The sequence below is a fragment of the Dyadobacter sp. SRI_021 genome, from assembly GCF_057586235.1.
On the sequence record NZ_JBYCZM010000001.1, the window covers coordinates 549,326 to 568,587 of the forward strand.

A 19,262-nucleotide genomic window follows, 5' to 3' on the forward strand; every position below is an offset into this window, starting at 1 on the left:
ATTTAGGCTAAAATTCAGGGAAATTTTATGATACCCCAAAAACGATTAGTACTTAGCAGCCCCCTTCTGGAAATAATGATCAGCCGGCTTTGTCAGCAACTGATTGAAAATCACCAGGATTTTTCGAACACGGTTGTCATGGGTTTGCAGCCCAGGGGAATACACTTTGCCGAACGCATTGTGAAGGAGCTCCGCGAAATCACCGGACAGAATATCCTCCTCGGACATTTGGATGCTACCTTCTATCGTGACGACTTCCGCCGCCGCGAGTCTCCACTCGTGCCGAATAAAACCAATGTACCGTTCCTGATCGAAGGTAAGAAAGTGATCCTGATCGACGACGTCCTCGCCAGCGGGCGTATGGTACGCGCGGCGCTCGATGCTATGACTGCATTCGGCCGCCCCAAAGTGGTGGAATTGCTGGTACTGATCGACCGCCGCTATAACCGCGAACTACCCATCGATCCCGATTACGTGGGAATGCAGGTAAGCACGGTGGAAACACAGCGGGTGCAGGTGGAATGGACAGAGCAGGGCTTTGACGCCGACCACATCTGGCTCGTCGACTAGCCCTGTGCTAAATAATGTGTTAAGGCTGATGACCGGGTCGGGAAGCTTCTTCCTTGGCCTCCATTTTACCAATATCGTCGGTCTTGTAAGTCAGCTTGTTAACGTAAAACACTTCGCGCCCCTGCACAATCGAAGAAGTACCAATCCGCTGCATGCCGTAAGCGAGGAAATATTGACCGTACCATGGTGAAAGATAGCCGTCTTCATTGTTCAGTACCTTTTCTTTCTCCGATTTGGGATTGATTTTAAATTTCTCCGTTTCTACCACCACTTTATTACGACTGATCACTTCGGTGTGGATTTCTCCTTCCTGCGGATAAGCCAGCACAAAATAGTCGTCGACGGGTGTTACCTGTACCATTTCCTGCAAATCGAAGCTTGTGAGGTCTTTAATCGTAATGGTATTGTCCCACATGAGCTTGCCGCTACGGTCGAACCCGCACACGATCGCGTGCGTGTACCGGTAGCCTTCGAGTGCACGCGCTACGTATGGGCGCGAAATCCCGCCGGAAATGATTGGACTCGTGGAGCGCTGATTGGGATAATACACTTCCGCTACCAGCACAATTTCCTTCTCCGTCTGAATCAGCTGATGTACCAGCAGCCGATAACGAAACCGGTTTTCCTTACCCAGGCTCTTCCGCTTGCCGATCTTTTCCAACACCCGGGCGCGCCGCTTGGGCTTCATGTAATTGAAGAAATTCTGCAATTCCGAAAACTCGATAAACTGTGGCTCTTCCGGCGTATCGTCGGAAACATGCGTCACGTAAAGGCCTTGCGAATATTGGGTACAACCTACAGAATAGTTGCCGATCAGGTAGGAATCATCCGCATTGAGCGGCACAATCTGCCCTGAAATGAAGCTGTAACGCGGGTCACTCAAACTGGTCCTTTTCAATAGCTTGCCATCGTAATTGTAAGTTTTTATTTCAAAAACACAATTTTTCTTACGGTAAGCATAGGTGATCACATTAATGTATCCGTCGATCTCGTTGATATCGACATTATTCAGCTCGGTATTCTTTTCAAAAAGGCCGGGTAGTACGCGGGTTGTGTGATCGAAAAACGAATGCACGATCACGATCGGCCGTGACCGGTAATAGCCCGACACCAATGCCTTGCTGCCGATCACCTTGAAATGCTGGACATCGACGCCCGAAAGCAGATTACCTTTATAGGTATCAATGGAACCGTCCTGGAAATTCAGTTGCAGGAACAGGAATTTGTCGGTATCAGGCTCAGCAAACAGCCAGTATCCGCTTTCTTCAGCTTTGTAAGCCATCACCGGAATGTACCGGAAATCGAGTTTATAGGAAGTCCGCCAGAGCGCTTTCAGGGTTGTGTCGTATTTTACAAACTCCCATTGCTCGTTGCGGTTTGAAAATTCATTCCCCCGTATTACAGACAAAATCCCCTTCTCACCCAGACTAAAAACCTCGAATTGCTCGGAAGAAGATGAACTGGTCGGGATTTCGAGGCGATCGGATTGCTGCAACTGTGCCAGCACCCCGCAAAGCGGCGCGAAGATCAATAGCAGCATTAATTTCAACCCGGAATAGTTTATAGAACGGTTATGCATAACTTCTTCCTTCAGGGGTGTGACACAGATCAATAATTAGCCTAATTTTGCATCCTGCAAGGCTCACATTGCTATTAATATTAGAAATAATTTCATTTAAATAAAAACTTGCGGGAATGTAATCCCCGATTTTTCATGACAATTGAAGCAATACTCAAGGAGGATATTCAAAAAGCCGTCCAAAAACATTTTCAGCTGGACAACCAGGAAATCATCCTGCAACCTACCAAGAAAGAATTTGAAGGATTTTACACATTTGTCACTTTTCCTTTGACCAAAGCGGCTCGCAAGGCACCAGCCGAGATCGGGCAGATCATTGGCGATGAGCTAATTATGTCGTCATCGCTTGTTGCAGGCTTTAATGTCGTGCAAGGTTTCCTCAACATCAGCCTGAAAGACAGCACCTGGCTGGATTTGTTCGGCAAGATTGCTTCCGACGAGACATTCGGTTCGCTGCCTTCTAACGGGAAGTCGGTGATGGTCGAATTTTCCTCCCCTAACACCAATAAACCGCTTCACCTGGGGCATTTGCGCAACAACTTCCTGGGCGATTCACTTTCGAAAATCCTGAAAGCGAGTGGCTATGACGTGGTAAAAACGTGCCTGGTCAACGACCGCGGTATCCACATTTGCAAATCCATGCTGGCCTATCGGGAACTGGGCAATGGCGAAACGCCCGAATCGAGCGGCATCAAGGGCGACCACCTGGCAGGCAAATATTACGTTCTGTTTGATATTGAGTACAAAAAGCAGATCAAAGCACTGGTAGAACAGGGCCTGAGCGAGGAAGAAGCTGCTAAAAAGGCCCCGTGGATCATGGAAGCGCAGCAATTGCTCCTGCTTTGGGAAAATAACGATCCTGAAACGGTAGCGCTCTGGCAAAAAATGAACAACTGGGTTTATGAAGGATTTGCAGAAACTTACCAAAAAATCGGTGTAAGCTTCGACAAAACCTATTATGAATCAAATACATACCTACTAGGAAAGGATATCATCGAAGAGGGTCTTCAAAAAGGTATATTCTTCAAAAAGCCGGATAATTCGGTCTGGATCGACCTGACCGAAGAAGGACTTGATGAAAAGCTGGTACTTCGCGGTGACGGAACATCCGTGTACATCACTCAGGACCTGGGCACGACCGAATTGAAAAACAGCGATTTCGGCAACGACCGCTATCTATGGGTAGTGGGTAATGAGCAGGATTACCATTTTAAAGTACTGTTCGCGATCCTGAAACGCCTTGGCCGCACCTACGCCGACGGCTGTTATCACATCAGCTATGGTATGGTGGATTTGCCTTCGGGTAAAATGAAGTCGCGCGAAGGTACTGTCGTCGATGCGGACGATCTTGTAGGCCAGATGGTGCAGACGGCATCCGACCGCACGCAGGAGCTGGGCAAAATCGATGATTTTAACAGCGAGGAAGCCAAACAGCTTTATAACCAGCTGGCATTGGGCGCATTGAAATACTTCCTGCTGAAAGTAGATCCTAAAAAGCGAATGCTCTTCAATCCCGAGGAATCCATTGACTTCCAGGGACATACAGGGCCATTCATTCAATACACCTACGCACGTATCCGTTCGATCATGCGCAAGGCCGAGCAGGCAGGCATTCCGGCAGAAATACCGGGCGACAGCTATGCCATGCACCAGGCCGAACGCGAGTTGGTGTTTGCACTGTCGCAATACCCTGTGAAGGTTCTGGCGGCTGCCAACGAGTTCGCACCGTCGCTCATTTCGCAGTACGCATTTGACCTTGCAAAGGTTTATAACCAGTTCTATGCGGAGGTTTCCATCTTCTCCGATCCGGATCCGGAAGCAGTGAAATTGCGCGTCGCATTATCCGGCGCCGTTGCGGAAACGATTCGCAAGGCTTTGGGGTTATTGGGCATAGATGTCCCCGAACGGATGTAAGCAACTTTTTTGAAAATCGGGCCGTATAGTGTTTTGGAGAGTTAACCCGATGATCCCTGCATGCAAATCACTTTCTAACTATATGTAATAACCATAACCAAAACCTATTATGAGCTTAATAAAGACACTTTTCATTATGATTACTTCATTGATTACCGGACTTTTCGTTGACAAATCCGAAATAGCGACCCGTCCGGAGAATGCTCCTGTTGCCAAACAAACGCTTTATGACTTCAAGGTAAAATCGCTGGTAGGCGGCAAAACCGTTGATTTGAGCAAATACAAAGGTAAAAAGGTCGTGATCCTGAATGTGGCTTCCAAATGCGGTTATACCAAGCAATATGCCGACTGGGAGAAATTCTACAAAGATCATGGCGACAAAGTGGTGGTACTCGGATTTCCCGCTAACAACTTCGGCGGCCAGGAACCAGGCACCAGCGAAGAAATCGCGACTTTCTGTTCTGCAACCTATGGCGTAACGTTTCCGATGTTCGAGAAGGTATCTGTATTGGGCGACGACCAGGCGCCGATCTACAAATGGCTAAGCAACAAAGACCTGAACGGCTGGAATGACAAAGTTCCTACCTGGAACTTCTGCAAATACGTAATCAATGAAAAAGGCGAACTGACGCACTTCTTCGCTTCGAAAGTATTGCCTACTGACGAAGAGTTTACGAAGGCGGTAGGAATTTAAGTATATTCACTGTCGGAGGCAGCCCTTGGTATTCCGAAGGCTCTTCCGACAGTTTTTTAATACATCAACTATACGCAACTATGAAAAACATCAGTACTATTGAAGAAGCACGTCGTTACCTCTCCAATGCCAAACAAATTCTTCGCGAAAAGGCAATCAAAGAAGATGAGTTGTATAAAGACAGAAAGTATGTAAAAATGGCCGGACATACCGCCTACATAGGTGTTCTGGAAGCATTGGATGTTGTTTTTGGAGATAAGAAAAAAGGGAGGAAGAGTGTCGACTGGTATAGGGAAGAATTATCCGCGGTAGACAAAAAGATGCTCGCATTATTCATAGAAGCCTACAATACGCTTCATCTTGCAATGAGCTATGATGGAAATCGTATTGTGTCGGTTTCCAACGGAGGCCTCGATGTCGCTGAAAAAATCTTAAACTGGGCTGAGCAAAAAACAGCAGCCTGAAATACCCGAATTAACAATACCCAACAATGAATCCCTGGATTGAAGCCGCACGTCCCCGCACATTACCTCTCGCATTGTCTTGTATTTTAATGGGCTGCTTTCTGGCTGCGGCTTCGGGGCAGTTCAGCTGGCCGGTGGCTGGTTTAAGCGTACTGACGACCATTCTCCTGCAAGTACTTTCCAACTTTGCCAATGACTATGGCGATGCGGTCAACGGCAAGGATACCGATCTGCGCGAAGGACCACGCCGGGCTGTGCATTCAGGACATATCACTGCTGCGAAAATGCTGCGGGCCATTATTCTTTTCTCGGTACTGGCATTGATTTCAGGCATTACCTTGCTTACGATCGCATTGAAAGATGCGCCAGCTAATACATTCTGGGTATTTCTCGGCATTGGTATTGCCTGCATTATCGCGGCCATTACCTACACTGCGGGTAAGCGGCCATACGGCTACGTAGGCCTGGGCGACCTTTCCGTACTGATCTTTTTCGGATGGGTGGGTGTGCTTGGCAGCAACTTTTTACACACCCACGTTTGGAACTGGGGTTTGCTCCTGCCAGCAACCAGTTGCGGCCTCTTTGCAGTAGGCGTATTGAATATCAACAACATCCGCGACATTGACTCCGACCGTGCAACCGGAAAGAACTCCATTCCCGTGCGAATCGGGCGCGAGAAAGCCATTGTCTATCACTGGTGCATTCTGCTCGTCGGTATGCTCTGCGTAACGGTTTATACGGCTCAGCACTTTTCCAGCTATACGAGCCTGATCTTTTTCCTCAGTTTCCCACTGTTTGTCAAAAACGGACTTGCTATTTCGCGGCTGACCAAAGCCAGCGAGCTTGATCCCTATCTGAAACAAATGGCGCTTTCTACCTTGCTTTTCGTGATCCTTTTTGGGATTGGTATTGTCCTTTAATGCCTATTTCACAAAGGGTTTGATTGCATTACCCAGCAAGCTGTAACCTTTTTCATTAGGATGCAGGCCGTCGGAAAATAGCGACTCATCGATCTTGCCATCGTCTTTCAGGAACACTTTTCCCGGGTTCACGAACAGCACATCGGCTTCACCTGTGATTTGCACCAGTTTATTATTTAATCCGGCCACACGTTGCTCCTGCTCGCGGCGCGGGTAAATTCCCATCATGACGATCTGTGCCAGCGGTTGCCGGTATTTAATCGCGTCAATAAGCTGTTTCCAACCCGCCACAATTTCCTCGTCGCTGTTCAAACCTAGATTATTCGTACCGATGTTGACAAAAATCTGTTTCGGCTTGAAACCGTCCAGTTCTCCGTGATAAATGCGCCACAGCACATTCTCGACGCGATCCCAGCCATAGCCGATATTCACGGAATTTTTCCCGAATGTGTTACTCCACGACGATTCACCAACTGCTCTCGGTCCTTTGGGCAAGCCGCCCCAGAAATGCGTGATGGAGTTGCCGATCACGACGACTGTCGGCGAGGTTTTCCGGTTGAGTTCGAGAATTTCCGAATGTCGTTTTTCCCAATCATAATTGTGCAACTCGCGCATCTGGGTTACCGGGCGGGTGGTTGAGAACTCGCCTGACGGCTCGTGAAAAATACTTCTTAAATGCTTTTCGTAGCCATCGGCATATTGCAGCATGCCCAGGTCCGTCTGGTGCGTGCCGTCCACCGTCGATTCGTAGGTTTGCCCGAAATCTTCTTTCGGGATCAGGTAAATGTTCTGAAAACCCTGCGTTTTTAATGTAGCGAACGCGTCTTTCAACACGCCGTTGATCTCTGCATAATAATGTTTACTTTGCGGGTTAATGTCCTCTTCGGCATATCCCGCATGTTCCGCAAGCGCTATCGGCACGTCGGGGCGCTTTTGGCGCAATGCCATTACGGTGTTGATTACCCGCTTCTTCACTTCTTCGGCCGTCAGTCCGAGCTTGGAATCGGGGCGAATGGTAAGGTTAGGGAGACAGTCGAGCACATAAATTTTCGCATCGATCTCGCCGATCAGATCCACCACTTCCTTTTCCAATCTCCCATTTCCCGAAAAACCCAGGTTGATGAGCGGCCGGTCCATTTTCCGGCTTAAGATCGATGTCCAGGCCATACCTGGCCGCGACGCACACGCCCCCTGTGCGATTGACGTACCATAAATAACGATCGGTTTATCAGGCCGCACGGCCAATGGAGTAAATTCCGTTCCCTGCGGCGTACCTATTTCCAACCATTTCACGCTGTTATAAAGCGGCAGGAACAGTCGGTATTCGCGTCCGTGCTTGTGGTAATTATCGTTCGGAGACAGGTTTTTAAAATCGTAGGTAATGGTGTCTCCAAACGCGTATTTACCTGCGCACCAGCGCCATTCCCCATCATTGCTTACCGCATATAAGTCCACGCCGCTCACGCCTGTTGCAGGCATATGCGGGAGCGCGTGCTTGCCGCCCACTGCGTAACGAATTTTTATATCGGAAGCATTGGCACGGAAACGGATCATCAGACCCGCGGATTGATTGGACAAGTTCCAAACCACGTCACGTACCTGCTTTTCGGCCCGCGCCGGCAGGCGGTCATACGGACTTTTCAATTCCTTCGTAGGCCAGGCCTGCCCTTCTACAACAGGAAAAGCAGCCGTTTGAGGATTCCACCAGACATACTGGCTACTTTGCGCTAAAACCTGAATGCTCAGCAACAGGCCTACGCACACATTTGAAATTGATCTGAAAAGCATAAAAAAGTAAAACGGACACCAATGTATCGCTACAAAAGTGCCCGTAAGGCTATTTCTCCCGTTTGGGAAAAGATTATTTCACAATCACGCCATCGGCAATAAATGTCAGTTCATCCTTCGGCTCAGTGATCTTCGCAATTTCCTCCTTGCTCTTGCCAGCATCCTGCGCATAATGCTTCAAATGCTCCACCGGAACCAGCGTCTTCCTGGCTTCTCCTTCGAAAACGACGGTTTTGCCTGCAATGTCTTTCGGTACGAAAAACGCATAGTCTCTGAAAACCACCCGCATGGTTTCGCCATTATCCAGGTTGACCTTCATCCAGCATCCCTTCGCCTGGCAAACGGATTCCACTGTACCCGTCACCTTGGCCTGTATTTCGTTTTTATCACCCATTTGCGCCGGAAGCGCCGTCGCCGCAATCGCCTCCTTATCATCAATTTGCTTGCCAAAGTTGCTTTGAGCTTTGGCGAAAGAGACGGTTAGTATAACCAGGAGTATTGAAAGATGTCTTTTCATGATTATAGTATTTAGAAGTGTGTTAAAAAATCTCTTGAATTTAAAATCGCTGTATTTTTAAACGAATTAAGTATCAGCAAATCTTCATCCCCCGTAATAATACATGTTGCATTGCTTAATGTGGCCAGTTCCAAAAACTTATTGTCTTTCGGGTCACGGCATATATTAATTCGCTCCTCGGGTTCCGGCCACATTTCGAGCTGGTCGTCCAAAAAATTCAAAACACGAACCCTCTTTTCGAAGGAAACATATCTATCGAATTTGCTTCTGAGAAAAACATCCGCTAACTCCCGCTGTATGGCGTGAGTTGTGATGACTTTCCCAATTTTCATCGCTTTAGTGAGCGCAAGGCTAGTAGTACTACCTTCAAGCAAAAATGCGCTGATAAGTGTGTTTGTGTCAAAAATGAATCTGCTAATCGCCATTCAAAAGACTTTCAAGTTTATCGTGTGTGAGTCCATTCTGCCGGGCTTCCTCCCGCACATCACCCAGAAGTTGAAAAAAATTTTCCAGTTCAGCCTGACGTATTTTCTCAAAAATCTGGTTTTCAAGATCCTTTTCAAGCCTTTCCCTGAATTGCCTGGGAGCATTGCGCCATGCGCGGGCTAACTCGTCATTTACTTCCAAAATAATCCGTTCCATATCGATAAGTGAATGATCAACATAAAGTTAACACCTCCCGCAATACAATCAAAACCACCCTACTCCAACACTTCAACCCATCCCTTACAATGGTTTCCCTGCGGGGTGTCGACGACGTAGAGGTACGTACCGTTGGCAATGCCCTTCCCCCAATTGTTTTTATAATCCGCTGACTTAAAGATGGATTTCCCCCATCGATTGAAGATTTCCAACGAGGATGAAGCGACGGGGACGATGAAAAAATCGTTCTTCCCGTCGCCGTTCGGGGTGATGACATTACTTAGTGTGAAGGCAGGCTCCGCGCTGATCTTTTTGGAGGCCGTAAGCGAGCAGCCTGCCGCATTGTAGGCCGTGAGCGTGACCGTATATTCGCCCGGAACTTCATAAACGTAGTTTTTCACTTCCGGGTCGGCCACCGGATTACCCGTACCCATATTCCATTCGTAGCGCTGCGCTTTGCCTGTTTTGTTGCTTAATGAGTAGGAAAATGGCTCATTACATGCCCCGCCCGATTGCACTATCTCAAAATCCGGCGTATAGGACTGGTCGATTTTCACCGTAATTTCACGAAGCGGGCGACAGCCGTCTTCATACAAACCTTCGATTACGTAAATTGTGGTCTGTGTCGGCTTCACAGTCACCAATTTCCCGATGGTTTCGTCCAGACCCGTTGTCGCATGCCATTTGTATTGCGGCGCACTACCTGAAACGGTCAGCGTTACGGTGGCGCCCTGGCATACTTCGGTGTCAGGCATATCTACGAAATCGGTCTTTTTCTCGACATCCAGTTTTACCTTTTCCGTTACTTTGCAGCCCAGATTGTTGCTGATTTCAACCGTGTATTCCGTCGTTTCTCTCACTGTAGCAACCGGCGTGGCACTATTCGCATTGTCCAGCCCCGTTGCGGGCGACCACTTATATTGGGTACCGCCGCTGGCGCTCAGTTTCACGATGCTGTTCTCGCAAACCGTGGTATCGCCCGTTACTTTTGTAGTTAATGTTTCAACAATAACCTTCTTCTCAGCCACGTCCATTCGCTTGCAACTCAACCGGTTGTAGGCCGTAAGTGTGACCGTGTATTCGCCCGGCTTGGTAAATGTATATTCCGATTGTCCTTCGTCCCTCGAAATCGTACTCCCGTTGACCTCCCATATGTAATCCACCCCGCCTTCACTGGTGTTCACGAATGTCAGTTCCAGGGGCGCGCAGCCGCGAAGTACGTCTTTGGTTTGGCCCTTATAGACGTCGAAATCCGCCTTCAATCGGTCGATATCAATCTTGAAAGCCGCGTTGTTGCAGTTATCGCTATTATTGGTTTCCGACCAGGCTTGGGGCGTTGTCGGGAAATGGCTGCCTCCGCAGGCGCAGGTCGCGTGGTAAATCATCCCATTTTTATCGAACCGGCTCGTTCCCCCATCCACGTGATCGCCTTGCAGGCGGGTGTCACGCGCGAGGCTCCCGAAAAATGTCGCGTAGAGCAGAGACTTTGCTCCCTGTTCCAGAATAGCGATGTAAAAGTTGTTTCCGTTGGTAGCGGACTGAATGGCGTCATCGGTAACTGGCAGGCCGGTAGTACTGCTGGCCGCGTTGTTATTGGTACCACTATTGACATTTCCTCCCCAGCCTGCCAGATAAATATTCCCGCATTCGCTTACCAGAAAGGCCGTAGGTGAAATATCCGGCGTACCACGGCCCGAACCGATAATGGTCGAGAACAAGGTTTGGGTTAAGGAGGCATTCAATGCGTGCACGAACTGGCCGCTTTTTGCATTATGATACACCCCCTGACTCACCGGATAATTGCCTGCCGTGAGTCCGTAGACATATACCCGATTGCTCGCGTCGAGATCCAGCAAGTAAGCCCCGTCCTCCTGGTCGGTCCCGAGGTAAGTCAGTGCCGATAGCTGGTCATTTGCAAAACGTGCCACGAAACCATCCTCCGTTCCTTTCAATGCCGATTGATAAACTCCCGCTTTGGTCTGCAAATTGCCGCTTTGGGATATTCCTGCGGCATATACTTCGCCATTGGCAGCGACTTTCAACGAATACGCTGCATCCCATTTATCGCCGCCCAGATAGGTTGACCACAGCAGTTGGTCCAGCCCCACTGAAAGTTTCAAAACCACACCGTCCTGGCCGCCCGCCAACTTGTTTTGCGCAGGATTTTTCAAGGGGAAATTCGTCGAATTAGTGGATGAAACCACATACACCTGGTCGTTTTTATCCACTCCTATTTCACCCCGGAAACTGTCTCCGTAGTTCCGGATCGTCACGTTATTGGTTACACTCACCCCATCATTACCACTCCCGCCAACGAATGTAGAACCCGTCAGATGGTTACCTGCAGTATTAAGTTTCGCTACAAAAAGGTCGCTGCCATTGGTCATCCCGATTCCCGAAATCGGCTCTATGCCCGTTCCGCCGCCAAAAGCGCGCTGAAATGCATTGTCTGTGGTTGGAAAATTTTTGGAAGACGTCGTCCCGAGAATCAGCAGCTCTTTCCGGCTGTTCACGATCAGGCTCGTGGGAACATCGCCATTGTTACCTCCGAGAAAAGTCGCATACAACAAGTCAGAACCATCGGGATTGAATTTCATGATCGAAACATCAACTAACCCACCAAATTTGACTTGAAAAGCCCCGGTTGACGCCGGAAAATTGGCCCCGAACACGGTACCACCGGAATAGAGGTTACCCTCATCATCATACGTCGCGGTATGGCCCCAATTATCGGCCACGGAACCCGAGTAAGTTGAAAAAATCAGTTCCGGGTCGATTGTGAGCGGCAATGATTTGTCGTAACCGGAAGGCAATTCAAAATGCGCGATATTCTCGCCCGAAATGCGGAATGCCGAAGGGACTTCAATCGCGCGTGCATTGCTGCCCGACTGAAACGAATACGGCTGTGCTTCCCTGATATCCCCCACCGAAGTCTTGATTACGATCTGCCCCGATTCATTTAAAGATACTTTCTCGGCACCTTTATACTGGAAACTGATCCGCGAAGCGTCCGCGCCGGGTTTAACCATGAATTCATATTTGAGCTTCGCCTGGCTGAGATAAATGCGGAGATCGATACCGGGGTAAATGTCCTCGTAAATTACCTCCTCAAAACCGTTCACGCCACTCGCCCAGGTGCTGGCGTCATTTCCCAGAAAGTAGTTGAAACGTCCTTTACCTACCTTCAATGGTTGATGTCGCAAAGTTGGAGACGCATTGAGAAACGTTACTTCCACGCCATGCGCGCGCAGGCCTGACGTACTCATGTCCTCTCGTGCGCCCGAGGCCTCTGTATGCCCCTTCGCATGCATGGCGGAGACTTTCGTGCCATCGTAAAGCACATAAAGCAGCGAATGCGACTTCAAAAACAGAAAACCGCCAGGGATAGCGGCGCGGAAGCGGACATCGCTGTCCCATTGCCCCTTGTTTTCGATGAAATAGGCCGACGCAGCCCGGGAATGGTCGGCTGTGCGGACAATAATCAGAAACGATATGAAGAGTAGCCGTAAAGTTTTCTGCATAGTCCGCGCGGCAAAGTTTTTCTATTTGAACGCAGAAACCGAGATGATATTTTTACAAAATTCGTATTCCTGCTGCACATTTGAACCCAGTAAAACCAACTGATTCTGTGTACTATCCATTACGTGATCGAGGTACCAATTGATGCCTTGCACATCCAGATTTGTTGTTGGCTCATCAAGAAAAACCACCGGCACATCCGATAAAAACGCCAGCCCCAATTTCACCCGTTGCTTCATCCCCGACGAAAAATGCCGGATAATTTTCCCGCTGGCATGCGGAAGCTGAATAAAATCCTCAAAATCCTTCGCCGAAACGCCATTTTTGAATGGTTTGAACTTACTATGAAACTCGATTTGCTCGCGCAACGTGAACTCCTCTATGAGTTCCAGGTACGGAGCGGCAATCACAATATGCTTATACCAATGGTCCGTTTCGATTTCCTTCCCGTTCCGGTCGGCGTAAGTGATTTTACCTTCGGAAACAGGTATCATACCCGTCAGCAGTTGCAGTAACGTCGATTTACCGCTGCCATTCGGCCCTACAAATACATACTTCTCTCCTGCTGCGAGTTCGAAGCTGGCATTTCTGACAATCCACTCTTTGATGAACTTCTTCCCTATTTTATCGACTGTAATCCGCACTGCTCTCTGTTAATGTAATCCTGATTATTGGCCGCTATAATAATCGGCAGCCGCCTTCGCGATCTGGGCGATCACCAGTTCGCGCGTATCTATTTTCGCAGTGGCGTCCGAAACGAACACTACCACGGCAATATCTCTTTTATTTTTTAACTTAATGATTCCCACATCATTCGTCGCAGCAGCCACTCCTTTATCATTGGTGCCAGAAGTACCTGTTTTATGTGCCACCACCGTACCTTCGGGCAACAACCCTTTGATCCTTTTCAAGCCCGTAGGACCTTCAACCAAAATTTTCCAAAGGAAATCGTGACTGGACTTAGAAAGCGTCTTTCCCTTATAAACAATGTCCAGCAATTGAAGATACGCCGAAGGGTGGGCAAAATTGGTGTATTGTACATGCCAGCCAGCCTTCATTTCTTTCTCCGTCGCCACAATCGCGATGTCTTTCACGCCCAGGGAATGAATGTAGTCATTCACTTTTTTAGTACCGCCCGCCAGTTCAAAAAGAATATCGCATGCATTGTTATCGCTTTCCGAAACCGAGTAGCTCAGCAATTCGCCAATCGTAATGTCAAAATCTTCCCTGGGGTGTTTATCGCGCATCGGACTGTGCGTCTTCTGATCAAGCTGTGCCTGGGTGACGTGTATTTTCTGATCCAGTTTCAATTTCCCTTTGTCCACCAGATCCAGAACGGCCATCGCCAGTGGAAATTTGAAGGTGCTTTGCATTGTAAACTTGTGATCCTGATTAATCAGCAAAGTTTCCTTTGTCTTCAAATCCATCACCCCCACGCCTACGATACCGTTTGCCTGTTTGCTGATGTTCTCAATTTCAGATTTGAGCTTCGCTTGTTGGGCAAATGCAATAATTGGGAATAGTACTATTAAAACTGAAATCCGGGCGAATCTGGTCATGGATGTTCTGAGGCTTGATAATCGTGGTCTAACTATGGCCGTTCCGCTCTGCTTTCCGGTCTTCTATGGTCAGTTTGACGAGTTCGATGCGGGTATCCTGGACGGAAACGATCTGGAAAGAATAAGGCGGGATGTCCACCACTTCATTCTCGTCGGGTAAGTCGCCGCAGAAATGGATCAGCATGCCGGCTATTGTATCGTAATCCCCTTCGGGAAGCTCCCAGCCGTATTTTTCATTCAAATAATCGAGCTCATGGCGCGCACTGAGCATGTACGTATGATCGTCGAGTTGCCGTTCCGTCCAATCTTCCGTGGTATCGTATTCATCTTGGATCTCCCCAAAAATCTGCTCCACTACGTCCTCAACACTCACCAAACCCGATGTTCCACCGAATTCATCCACTACCAATGCAATGCTGCGACGTTCTTCGAGAAAGCGCAGCATAAGGTCGCGTGCGGGCATAGCTTCCGGCACGATCAGGATGGGCGTGATAATACTGCTGATTTCTTTCGGCTTTTTAAACAACGACAATGCATGACAATAGCCCAGCACCTCATCGACTGATTCCCGATGCACAATGATTTTGGAATGGCCGCTTGTAAGAAATGCCGTGCGCAAATCCTCGATACTCGCATTCACATTCACCGCCGAAATCTCTGTTCTCGGGATCATACAATCTCGGATCCGCAAATCTTTGAAATCCAATGCATTGATAAACATCTTCTCTTCAATACTGTGATCGTCAAAATCGGGATCGTCGGCCGAGACAATGTCGTCGCGCAACGATGGCGAGAGAATATTTTCCTTTACAAACGGCTCGATCACCCAGTAAAGCGGCGTCATCAGCCATTCGCCGAAACGTACCGGGAATGCTTTCAAATCCAGCACCTTTGGAAAGCTCCGCCCAATTTTCACCCAGCTCGAATAGCTACCCATCCACAAAACCGCCAAAGTCCCGAACAATGCGATGATCAGCAGCCAGTTTTGCATGCCCGTATTCAGCTCAAACAAAGGAAATACCGTGACTACCCCCATAAAGCAGCCCAATGCTACGGACAGCAGGCGGATCATCCGGAGAATACGGCGCCAGTAGAGCGTCTGCTCCACCTGCTCGCTCTTCTCGTGACGGAACGAATACCGGTCTATCCACACATCCAGCAACACCGATCGCACGGCGCCGTAATAGCCCGCCAGCATGAAAAAAACGATCGTCGTAACCAGGAATATCAGGTTCATTTCTTGGCTTTTTTACCGGATTGGATATTAACCGCCGACCGCTGCCTACCAACCGCTGTCGGCCGACGGCCGACAGCCGATGTCTTATTCGGTGCTGCCCCGGGTTCACCTGCCTGTTTGGCAAGCGTAGCAGCTTTCAAACGGCTGAATTGGAATAGCAAGAAGCAAACAATGCACAACAGTAAAAGCCAGTAGCTTTCTAAAAGCCCGGCGCGGCGGAATTCGAGCACCCAAAGCACTAGAAAGCCGAATGCAAGGGCCAGGAAAATCGTCCGGATCAGTTTGGAATTCATTAATGAAGAATCTGCTTAAACATGCAGGGTCGCAGCCCTGTTTTCTCAATGATTTTCAAAGATACCACAGATTGCGCCAAAACGGTCATCGATGCATTAATCTTCGTTTCAATGCATAATAAACCATACATAACTCGGTCATTTCACCCTAAAATAGCTAACTTGCAGGGATTGCCGTACAATTCAGGGCCGACACTTGAATTGTAAAATTAATTCTTGAAAAAATATCCTTTATTACTATGAGCGAAACGACAAAACGCTTTGCACCCGGTGTTGTAACCGGCGATGGAGTTAGTGAAATTTTCCGCCACGCCAACGAAAACAACTACGCCCTTCCGGCCGTGAACGTGGTAGGAACCAATTCGGTGAATGCGGTCCTGGAAACAGCCAAAGCGGTTAACAGCCCTGTCATTGTACAGTTTTCAAATGGCGGAGCTATATTTTATGCGGGAAAAAGCCTTTCCAATGCCAACCAGCAGGCGGCTATTGCAGGCGGCATCTCGGGTGCGATGCACGTACACCAGATGGCGGCATTATACGAAGTGCCTGTAATCCTCCACACCGACCACTGCGCGAAGAAACTCCTTCCGTGGATCGACGGTTTGCTGGATGCCGGCGAGCGTTATTTCGATCAATACGGTAAGCCATTGTACAGCTCGCACATGCTCGACCTCTCGGAAGAGCCTTTGCATGAAAACATCGAGATCTGCGCTAAATATTTCGAGCGCATGGCGAAGCTGGGCATGACCCTGGAAATCGAACTTGGTGTGACCGGCGGCGAGGAAGACGGTGTGGATAACTCGGACGTTGACAGCTCGAAACTGTACACTCAGCCTGAGGAAGTGGCATTCGCTTACGAAGAACTTTCAAAAATCTCCCCTAATTTCACCATTGCAGCTGCATTCGGTAATGTTCACGGGGTATACAAGCCAGGTAATGTGAAATTGGAGCCGAAAATCCTCCGCAACTCACAAAACTATATCAAAGAGAAATTCGGAACCGGCGACCTGCCTGTTAACTTCGTATTCCACGGAGGCTCAGGCTCATCCCGCGAAGAAATCCGCGAAGCGATCGAGTACGGTGCAATTAAAATGAACATCGATACCGACATGCAGTGGGCAACCTGGGAAGGTGTTCTCAACTATTACAAATCGAAAGAAGGCTACCTGCAATCGCAACTCGGCAACCCCGAAGGCGCAGATTCGCCAAACAAAAAATACTACGACCCACGCGTATGGCTGCGCAAAGGCGAAGAGAGTATGATCTCCCGTCTGAAAGTGGCGTTTGAAGATTTGAATTGCATTAACCAGCTGGGGTAATTTGCTCAGCTGATATGTTAAGAGAAAAGCAACCTGTGAGGGTTGCTTTTTTTGTTCTTGCGAGATTTTTCTACCCCTCCACCATCATCCGCTTCCGATGCGCCACGCCCCAGTCGCGGAGCGTCTTGATCACAATCTCCAGTGAATGTCCGTATTCGGTGAGAGAATATTCAACCACCACGGGAATGGAGTCATAAACCGTCCGTTTCACAAGGTCGTTGCTTTCCAGCTCCCGCAGTTCCTTGGAAAGCATTTTGTCGGTAATGCCGGGCACTTCTTTCGCGATTTGCGAGAAGCGTTTGTTGCCGAACATGAGGGATATGATAATGGGCAACTTCCATTTGCCGCTGAGTACTTCCAATGCGTCGCGCACGGGCAGGATGCTTTTGGTGCATTCGTCCCAGGTGTGCGGCTTTGCTTGCTTCGTTTTTTCCATAGCTGATATTTTCACTATACTTTTGTATACTACTTACAAATGTATAGTAAATTTAATTAAGTTTGCATGCCTATTAATCAACGGCGTACCAAACTTAGATAAAAATGAGCGAGTTAATAAAAAAATTGAACTGGCGTTACGCCACCAAACGTATGAACGGTCAAACCGTTCCCCGGGAAAAACTGGACAATATCCTCGAAGCCATCAAACTAGCGCCTTCCTCGGTGGGTTTGCAACCCTACAAAGTGATTGTAGTGGAGGATAAGGCTTTGAAAGATAAAATTTTCAGCGAGGCGGCCCCACGGCAGTTGCAGATTCCCGATGCCTCGCATTTACTGGTATTCGCGGCGTGGGAAAGGATCACGGCCGAGCAGGTGGACGATTTCATCAAGCTCATCGCCACCACACGGAATGTGAGCCTGGAATCGCTGGCAGGCTACCATAGCAGTATTAACGGCGGTATTTTGAGCCGCAGCGAGGAAGTTAATTTCGACTGGGCAGCACGGCAGGCTTACATTGCTTTGGGGCACGGACTGGTAGCTGCCGCCACGGAAGAAGTGGATGCTACCCCGATGGAAGGTTTTGATTCTGCTAAGCTGGATGAGATCCTCGGTTTACGCGAGAAAGGACTTAGCAGCGTCGTGATCCTGACATTGGGCTACCGCGATGCAGAAAAAGACCCATATGTGAATGCCAAGAAAGTGCGCCGGGCGCATGAAGAACTTTTTATTTCCATCTGACATTTCTTTTAAACGGGAGGTGGAATAGTCAGGAGGTGGTCAGGAATGGTCAAGGGTAGTCTGGGATCGTCAAGGGTTGTCAGGAATGGTCATGCGTAGTCACGAATTGTTACAGGTAATAATGACAACACCTGACTAATAATGACAAGATCTGACAAGATCTGACCAAAAATGACTCTCCCCAAATCTCCCAGCACACAAACAACGAAACTATGAAAGTTGAAATATGGAGTGATGTAATGTGCCCGTTTTGCTATATCGGCAAAAGGCGCTTTGAGAGTGCGCTGGCGGAGTTTCCGCAGCGTGATCAGATTCAGGTGGAATGGAAGAGTTTCCAGTTGAACCCGCAGATGAAAACCGAACCGGGTCGTAGTATTAATGATTACCTGGCCGAAACCAAAGGCTGGACGCCGGAATATGCGCAGCAAATGAACGACTACGTCACGAATATGGCTGCCGAAGTAGGCCTGGAATACAATATGGATAAGGCCGTTCTGGCCAATTCGTTCGATGCGCACCGGTTTTTACAATTTGCCAAAACAAAGGGACTCGGCGACGCTGCGGAGGAACAACTGTTCAAAGCCTATTTTACAGATGGCAAGAATACCGCCGATCACACCACGCTGATCGACTTGGGCAATGCCATTGGCCTGGACTCGGCTGAATTGAAGGCCGTTCTCAACGGCACGCGTTTCAGCGAAGATGTACGTCGCGATATTTACGAGGCGCAGCAGGTAGGCGCACGTGGAGTGCCGTTTTTTGTGCTCGATCGCAAATATGCGGTTTCAGGGGCGCAACACACCGAAACTTTCCTGAATGCATTGCAGCAGTCGTTTGGCGAATGGGAAAAAGCCAATCCCAAACCACTGGTAAGCCTGGCCGACGGTGTTAACTGCACGGTCGACGGAGAATGCAACTAGGCTGAAATATTCTTAGTAAAAAGGGGTACGCCGATCATCCGGTGTGCCCTTTTTTATTTGAGAAGGCATCACTGGTACGGTTCTATAAGTAAAGTCGATAGCGCGGGTCTGGAATGTCGGGTAATTTGTGCTAATTGCGCTAATTTGTTGC

At 48.7% G+C, this 19,262-nt stretch carries 19 protein-coding genes; 8 read left to right on the forward strand and 11 right to left on the reverse strand.

The window, feature by feature from the left end; translation table 11 throughout:
• Positions 1–27 precede the first annotated feature (27 nt).
• Positions 28–570 carry a bifunctional pyr operon transcriptional regulator/uracil phosphoribosyltransferase PyrR gene (gene pyrR, locus AC2YIT_RS02170; protein ID WP_229211073.1) on the forward strand — a complete coding sequence of 181 codons (543 nt, stop codon included), beginning with the start codon at positions 28–30 and terminating at the stop codon, positions 568–570.
• Positions 571–589: 19 nt separating this feature from the next.
• Here pyrR and AC2YIT_RS02175 read toward each other — a convergent pair whose 3' ends face one another.
• The gene (locus tag AC2YIT_RS02175) at positions 590–2,110 is read right to left on the reverse strand and encodes a hypothetical protein (protein ID WP_487278484.1); all 1,521 of its coding nucleotides are present in this window, start codon (positions 2,108–2,110) and stop codon (positions 590–592) included.
• Between the two features lie 174 nt (positions 2,111–2,284).
• On the opposite strand from AC2YIT_RS02175, the gene argS reads away from it, so the two are divergent.
• From argS to AC2YIT_RS02195, 4 genes are all read left to right on the forward strand, one after another.
• A complete protein-coding gene (gene argS / locus AC2YIT_RS02180) occupies positions 2,285–4,063 on the forward strand; it encodes an arginine--tRNA ligase (protein WP_487278097.1) in 1,779 nt (592 codons plus the stop codon).
• Positions 4,064–4,172: 109 nt separating this feature from the next.
• The gene (locus AC2YIT_RS02185; RefSeq protein WP_430842885.1) at positions 4,173–4,757 is read left to right on the forward strand and encodes a glutathione peroxidase; all 585 of its coding nucleotides are present in this window, start codon (positions 4,173–4,175) and stop codon (positions 4,755–4,757) included.
• Between the two features lie 80 nt (positions 4,758–4,837).
• The gene (locus AC2YIT_RS02190) at positions 4,838–5,221 is read left to right on the forward strand and encodes a DUF5618 family protein (protein WP_487278098.1); all 384 of its coding nucleotides are present in this window, start codon (positions 4,838–4,840) and stop codon (positions 5,219–5,221) included.
• A gap of 26 nt (positions 5,222–5,247) precedes the next feature.
• Entirely contained in the window at positions 5,248–6,141 is an 894-nt protein-coding gene (locus AC2YIT_RS02195; RefSeq protein WP_487278099.1) for a 1,4-dihydroxy-2-naphthoate polyprenyltransferase, read from the forward strand.
• Between the two features lie 3 nt (positions 6,142–6,144).
• On the opposite strand, the gene AC2YIT_RS02200 is transcribed toward AC2YIT_RS02195, so the two are convergent.
• The 9 genes from AC2YIT_RS02200 to AC2YIT_RS02240 all read right to left on the reverse strand — a co-directional run bounded on the left by AC2YIT_RS02200 (position 6,145) and on the right by AC2YIT_RS02240 (position 15,696).
• On the reverse strand, positions 6,145–7,929 hold the full coding sequence (locus AC2YIT_RS02200) for an SGNH/GDSL hydrolase family protein (protein ID WP_487278100.1): 1,785 nt from the start codon (positions 7,927–7,929) through the stop codon (positions 6,145–6,147).
• Positions 7,930–8,002: 73 nt separating this feature from the next.
• Complete coding sequence (locus tag AC2YIT_RS02205; RefSeq protein ID WP_487278101.1) at positions 8,003–8,446, reverse strand: DUF4920 domain-containing protein; 444 nt, start codon at positions 8,444–8,446, stop codon at positions 8,003–8,005.
• A gap of 11 nt (positions 8,447–8,457) precedes the next feature.
• Complete coding sequence (locus AC2YIT_RS02210; RefSeq protein ID WP_487278102.1) at positions 8,458–8,871, reverse strand: putative toxin-antitoxin system toxin component, PIN family; 414 nt, start codon at positions 8,869–8,871, stop codon at positions 8,458–8,460.
• Complete coding sequence (locus tag AC2YIT_RS02215; RefSeq protein WP_487278103.1) at positions 8,861–9,088, reverse strand: hypothetical protein; 228 nt, start codon at positions 9,086–9,088, stop codon at positions 8,861–8,863. Before AC2YIT_RS02215 ends, AC2YIT_RS02210 begins: the two co-directional genes overlap by 11 nt.
• A 59-nt stretch (positions 9,089–9,147) precedes the next feature.
• On the reverse strand, positions 9,148–12,609 hold the full coding sequence (locus tag AC2YIT_RS02220; RefSeq protein WP_487278104.1) for a DUF7948 domain-containing protein: 3,462 nt from the start codon (positions 12,607–12,609) through the stop codon (positions 9,148–9,150).
• 21 nt (positions 12,610–12,630) lie between these two features.
• Positions 12,631–13,251 (reverse strand): ABC transporter ATP-binding protein, encoded by a 621-nt coding sequence (locus tag AC2YIT_RS02225; protein ID WP_487278105.1) that lies wholly within the window; start codon positions 13,249–13,251, stop codon positions 12,631–12,633.
• 24 nt (positions 13,252–13,275) lie between these two features.
• Positions 13,276–14,166 (reverse strand): class A beta-lactamase, subclass A2, encoded by an 891-nt coding sequence (gene bla, locus AC2YIT_RS02230; RefSeq protein WP_487278106.1) that lies wholly within the window; start codon positions 14,164–14,166, stop codon positions 13,276–13,278.
• A gap of 28 nt (positions 14,167–14,194) precedes the next feature.
• Positions 14,195–15,403, reverse strand: a complete 1,209-nt coding sequence (locus AC2YIT_RS02235) for a hemolysin family protein (RefSeq protein WP_430842869.1) — start codon at positions 15,401–15,403, stop codon at positions 14,195–14,197.
• Positions 15,400–15,696 (reverse strand): hypothetical protein, encoded by a 297-nt coding sequence (locus AC2YIT_RS02240; RefSeq protein WP_430842867.1) that lies wholly within the window; start codon positions 15,694–15,696, stop codon positions 15,400–15,402. The genes AC2YIT_RS02235 and AC2YIT_RS02240 overlap by 4 nt, the downstream gene beginning before the upstream one ends.
• Before the next feature lie 239 nt (positions 15,697–15,935).
• Here AC2YIT_RS02240 and fbaA point away from each other — a divergent pair, with 239 nt between their 5' ends.
• Complete coding sequence (gene fbaA / locus AC2YIT_RS02245; protein WP_430842865.1) at positions 15,936–17,015, forward strand: class II fructose-bisphosphate aldolase; 1,080 nt, start codon at positions 15,936–15,938, stop codon at positions 17,013–17,015.
• Between the two features lie 70 nt (positions 17,016–17,085).
• On the opposite strand, the gene AC2YIT_RS02250 is transcribed toward fbaA, so the two are convergent.
• A complete protein-coding gene (locus AC2YIT_RS02250) occupies positions 17,086–17,451 on the reverse strand; it encodes a winged helix-turn-helix transcriptional regulator (protein ID WP_430842863.1) in 366 nt (121 codons plus the stop codon).
• 104 nt (positions 17,452–17,555) lie between these two features.
• On the opposite strand from AC2YIT_RS02250, the gene AC2YIT_RS02255 reads away from it, so the two are divergent.
• Together AC2YIT_RS02255 and AC2YIT_RS02260 are read left to right on the forward strand one after the other, a co-directional pair.
• The gene (locus tag AC2YIT_RS02255) at positions 17,556–18,191 is read left to right on the forward strand and encodes an NAD(P)H-dependent oxidoreductase (protein WP_430842861.1); all 636 of its coding nucleotides are present in this window, start codon (positions 17,556–17,558) and stop codon (positions 18,189–18,191) included.
• Positions 18,192–18,403: 212 nt separating this feature from the next.
• Positions 18,404–19,111 (forward strand): DsbA family oxidoreductase, encoded by a 708-nt coding sequence (locus AC2YIT_RS02260; protein WP_430842859.1) that lies wholly within the window; start codon positions 18,404–18,406, stop codon positions 19,109–19,111.
• Positions 19,112–19,262: the final 151 nt, after the last annotated feature.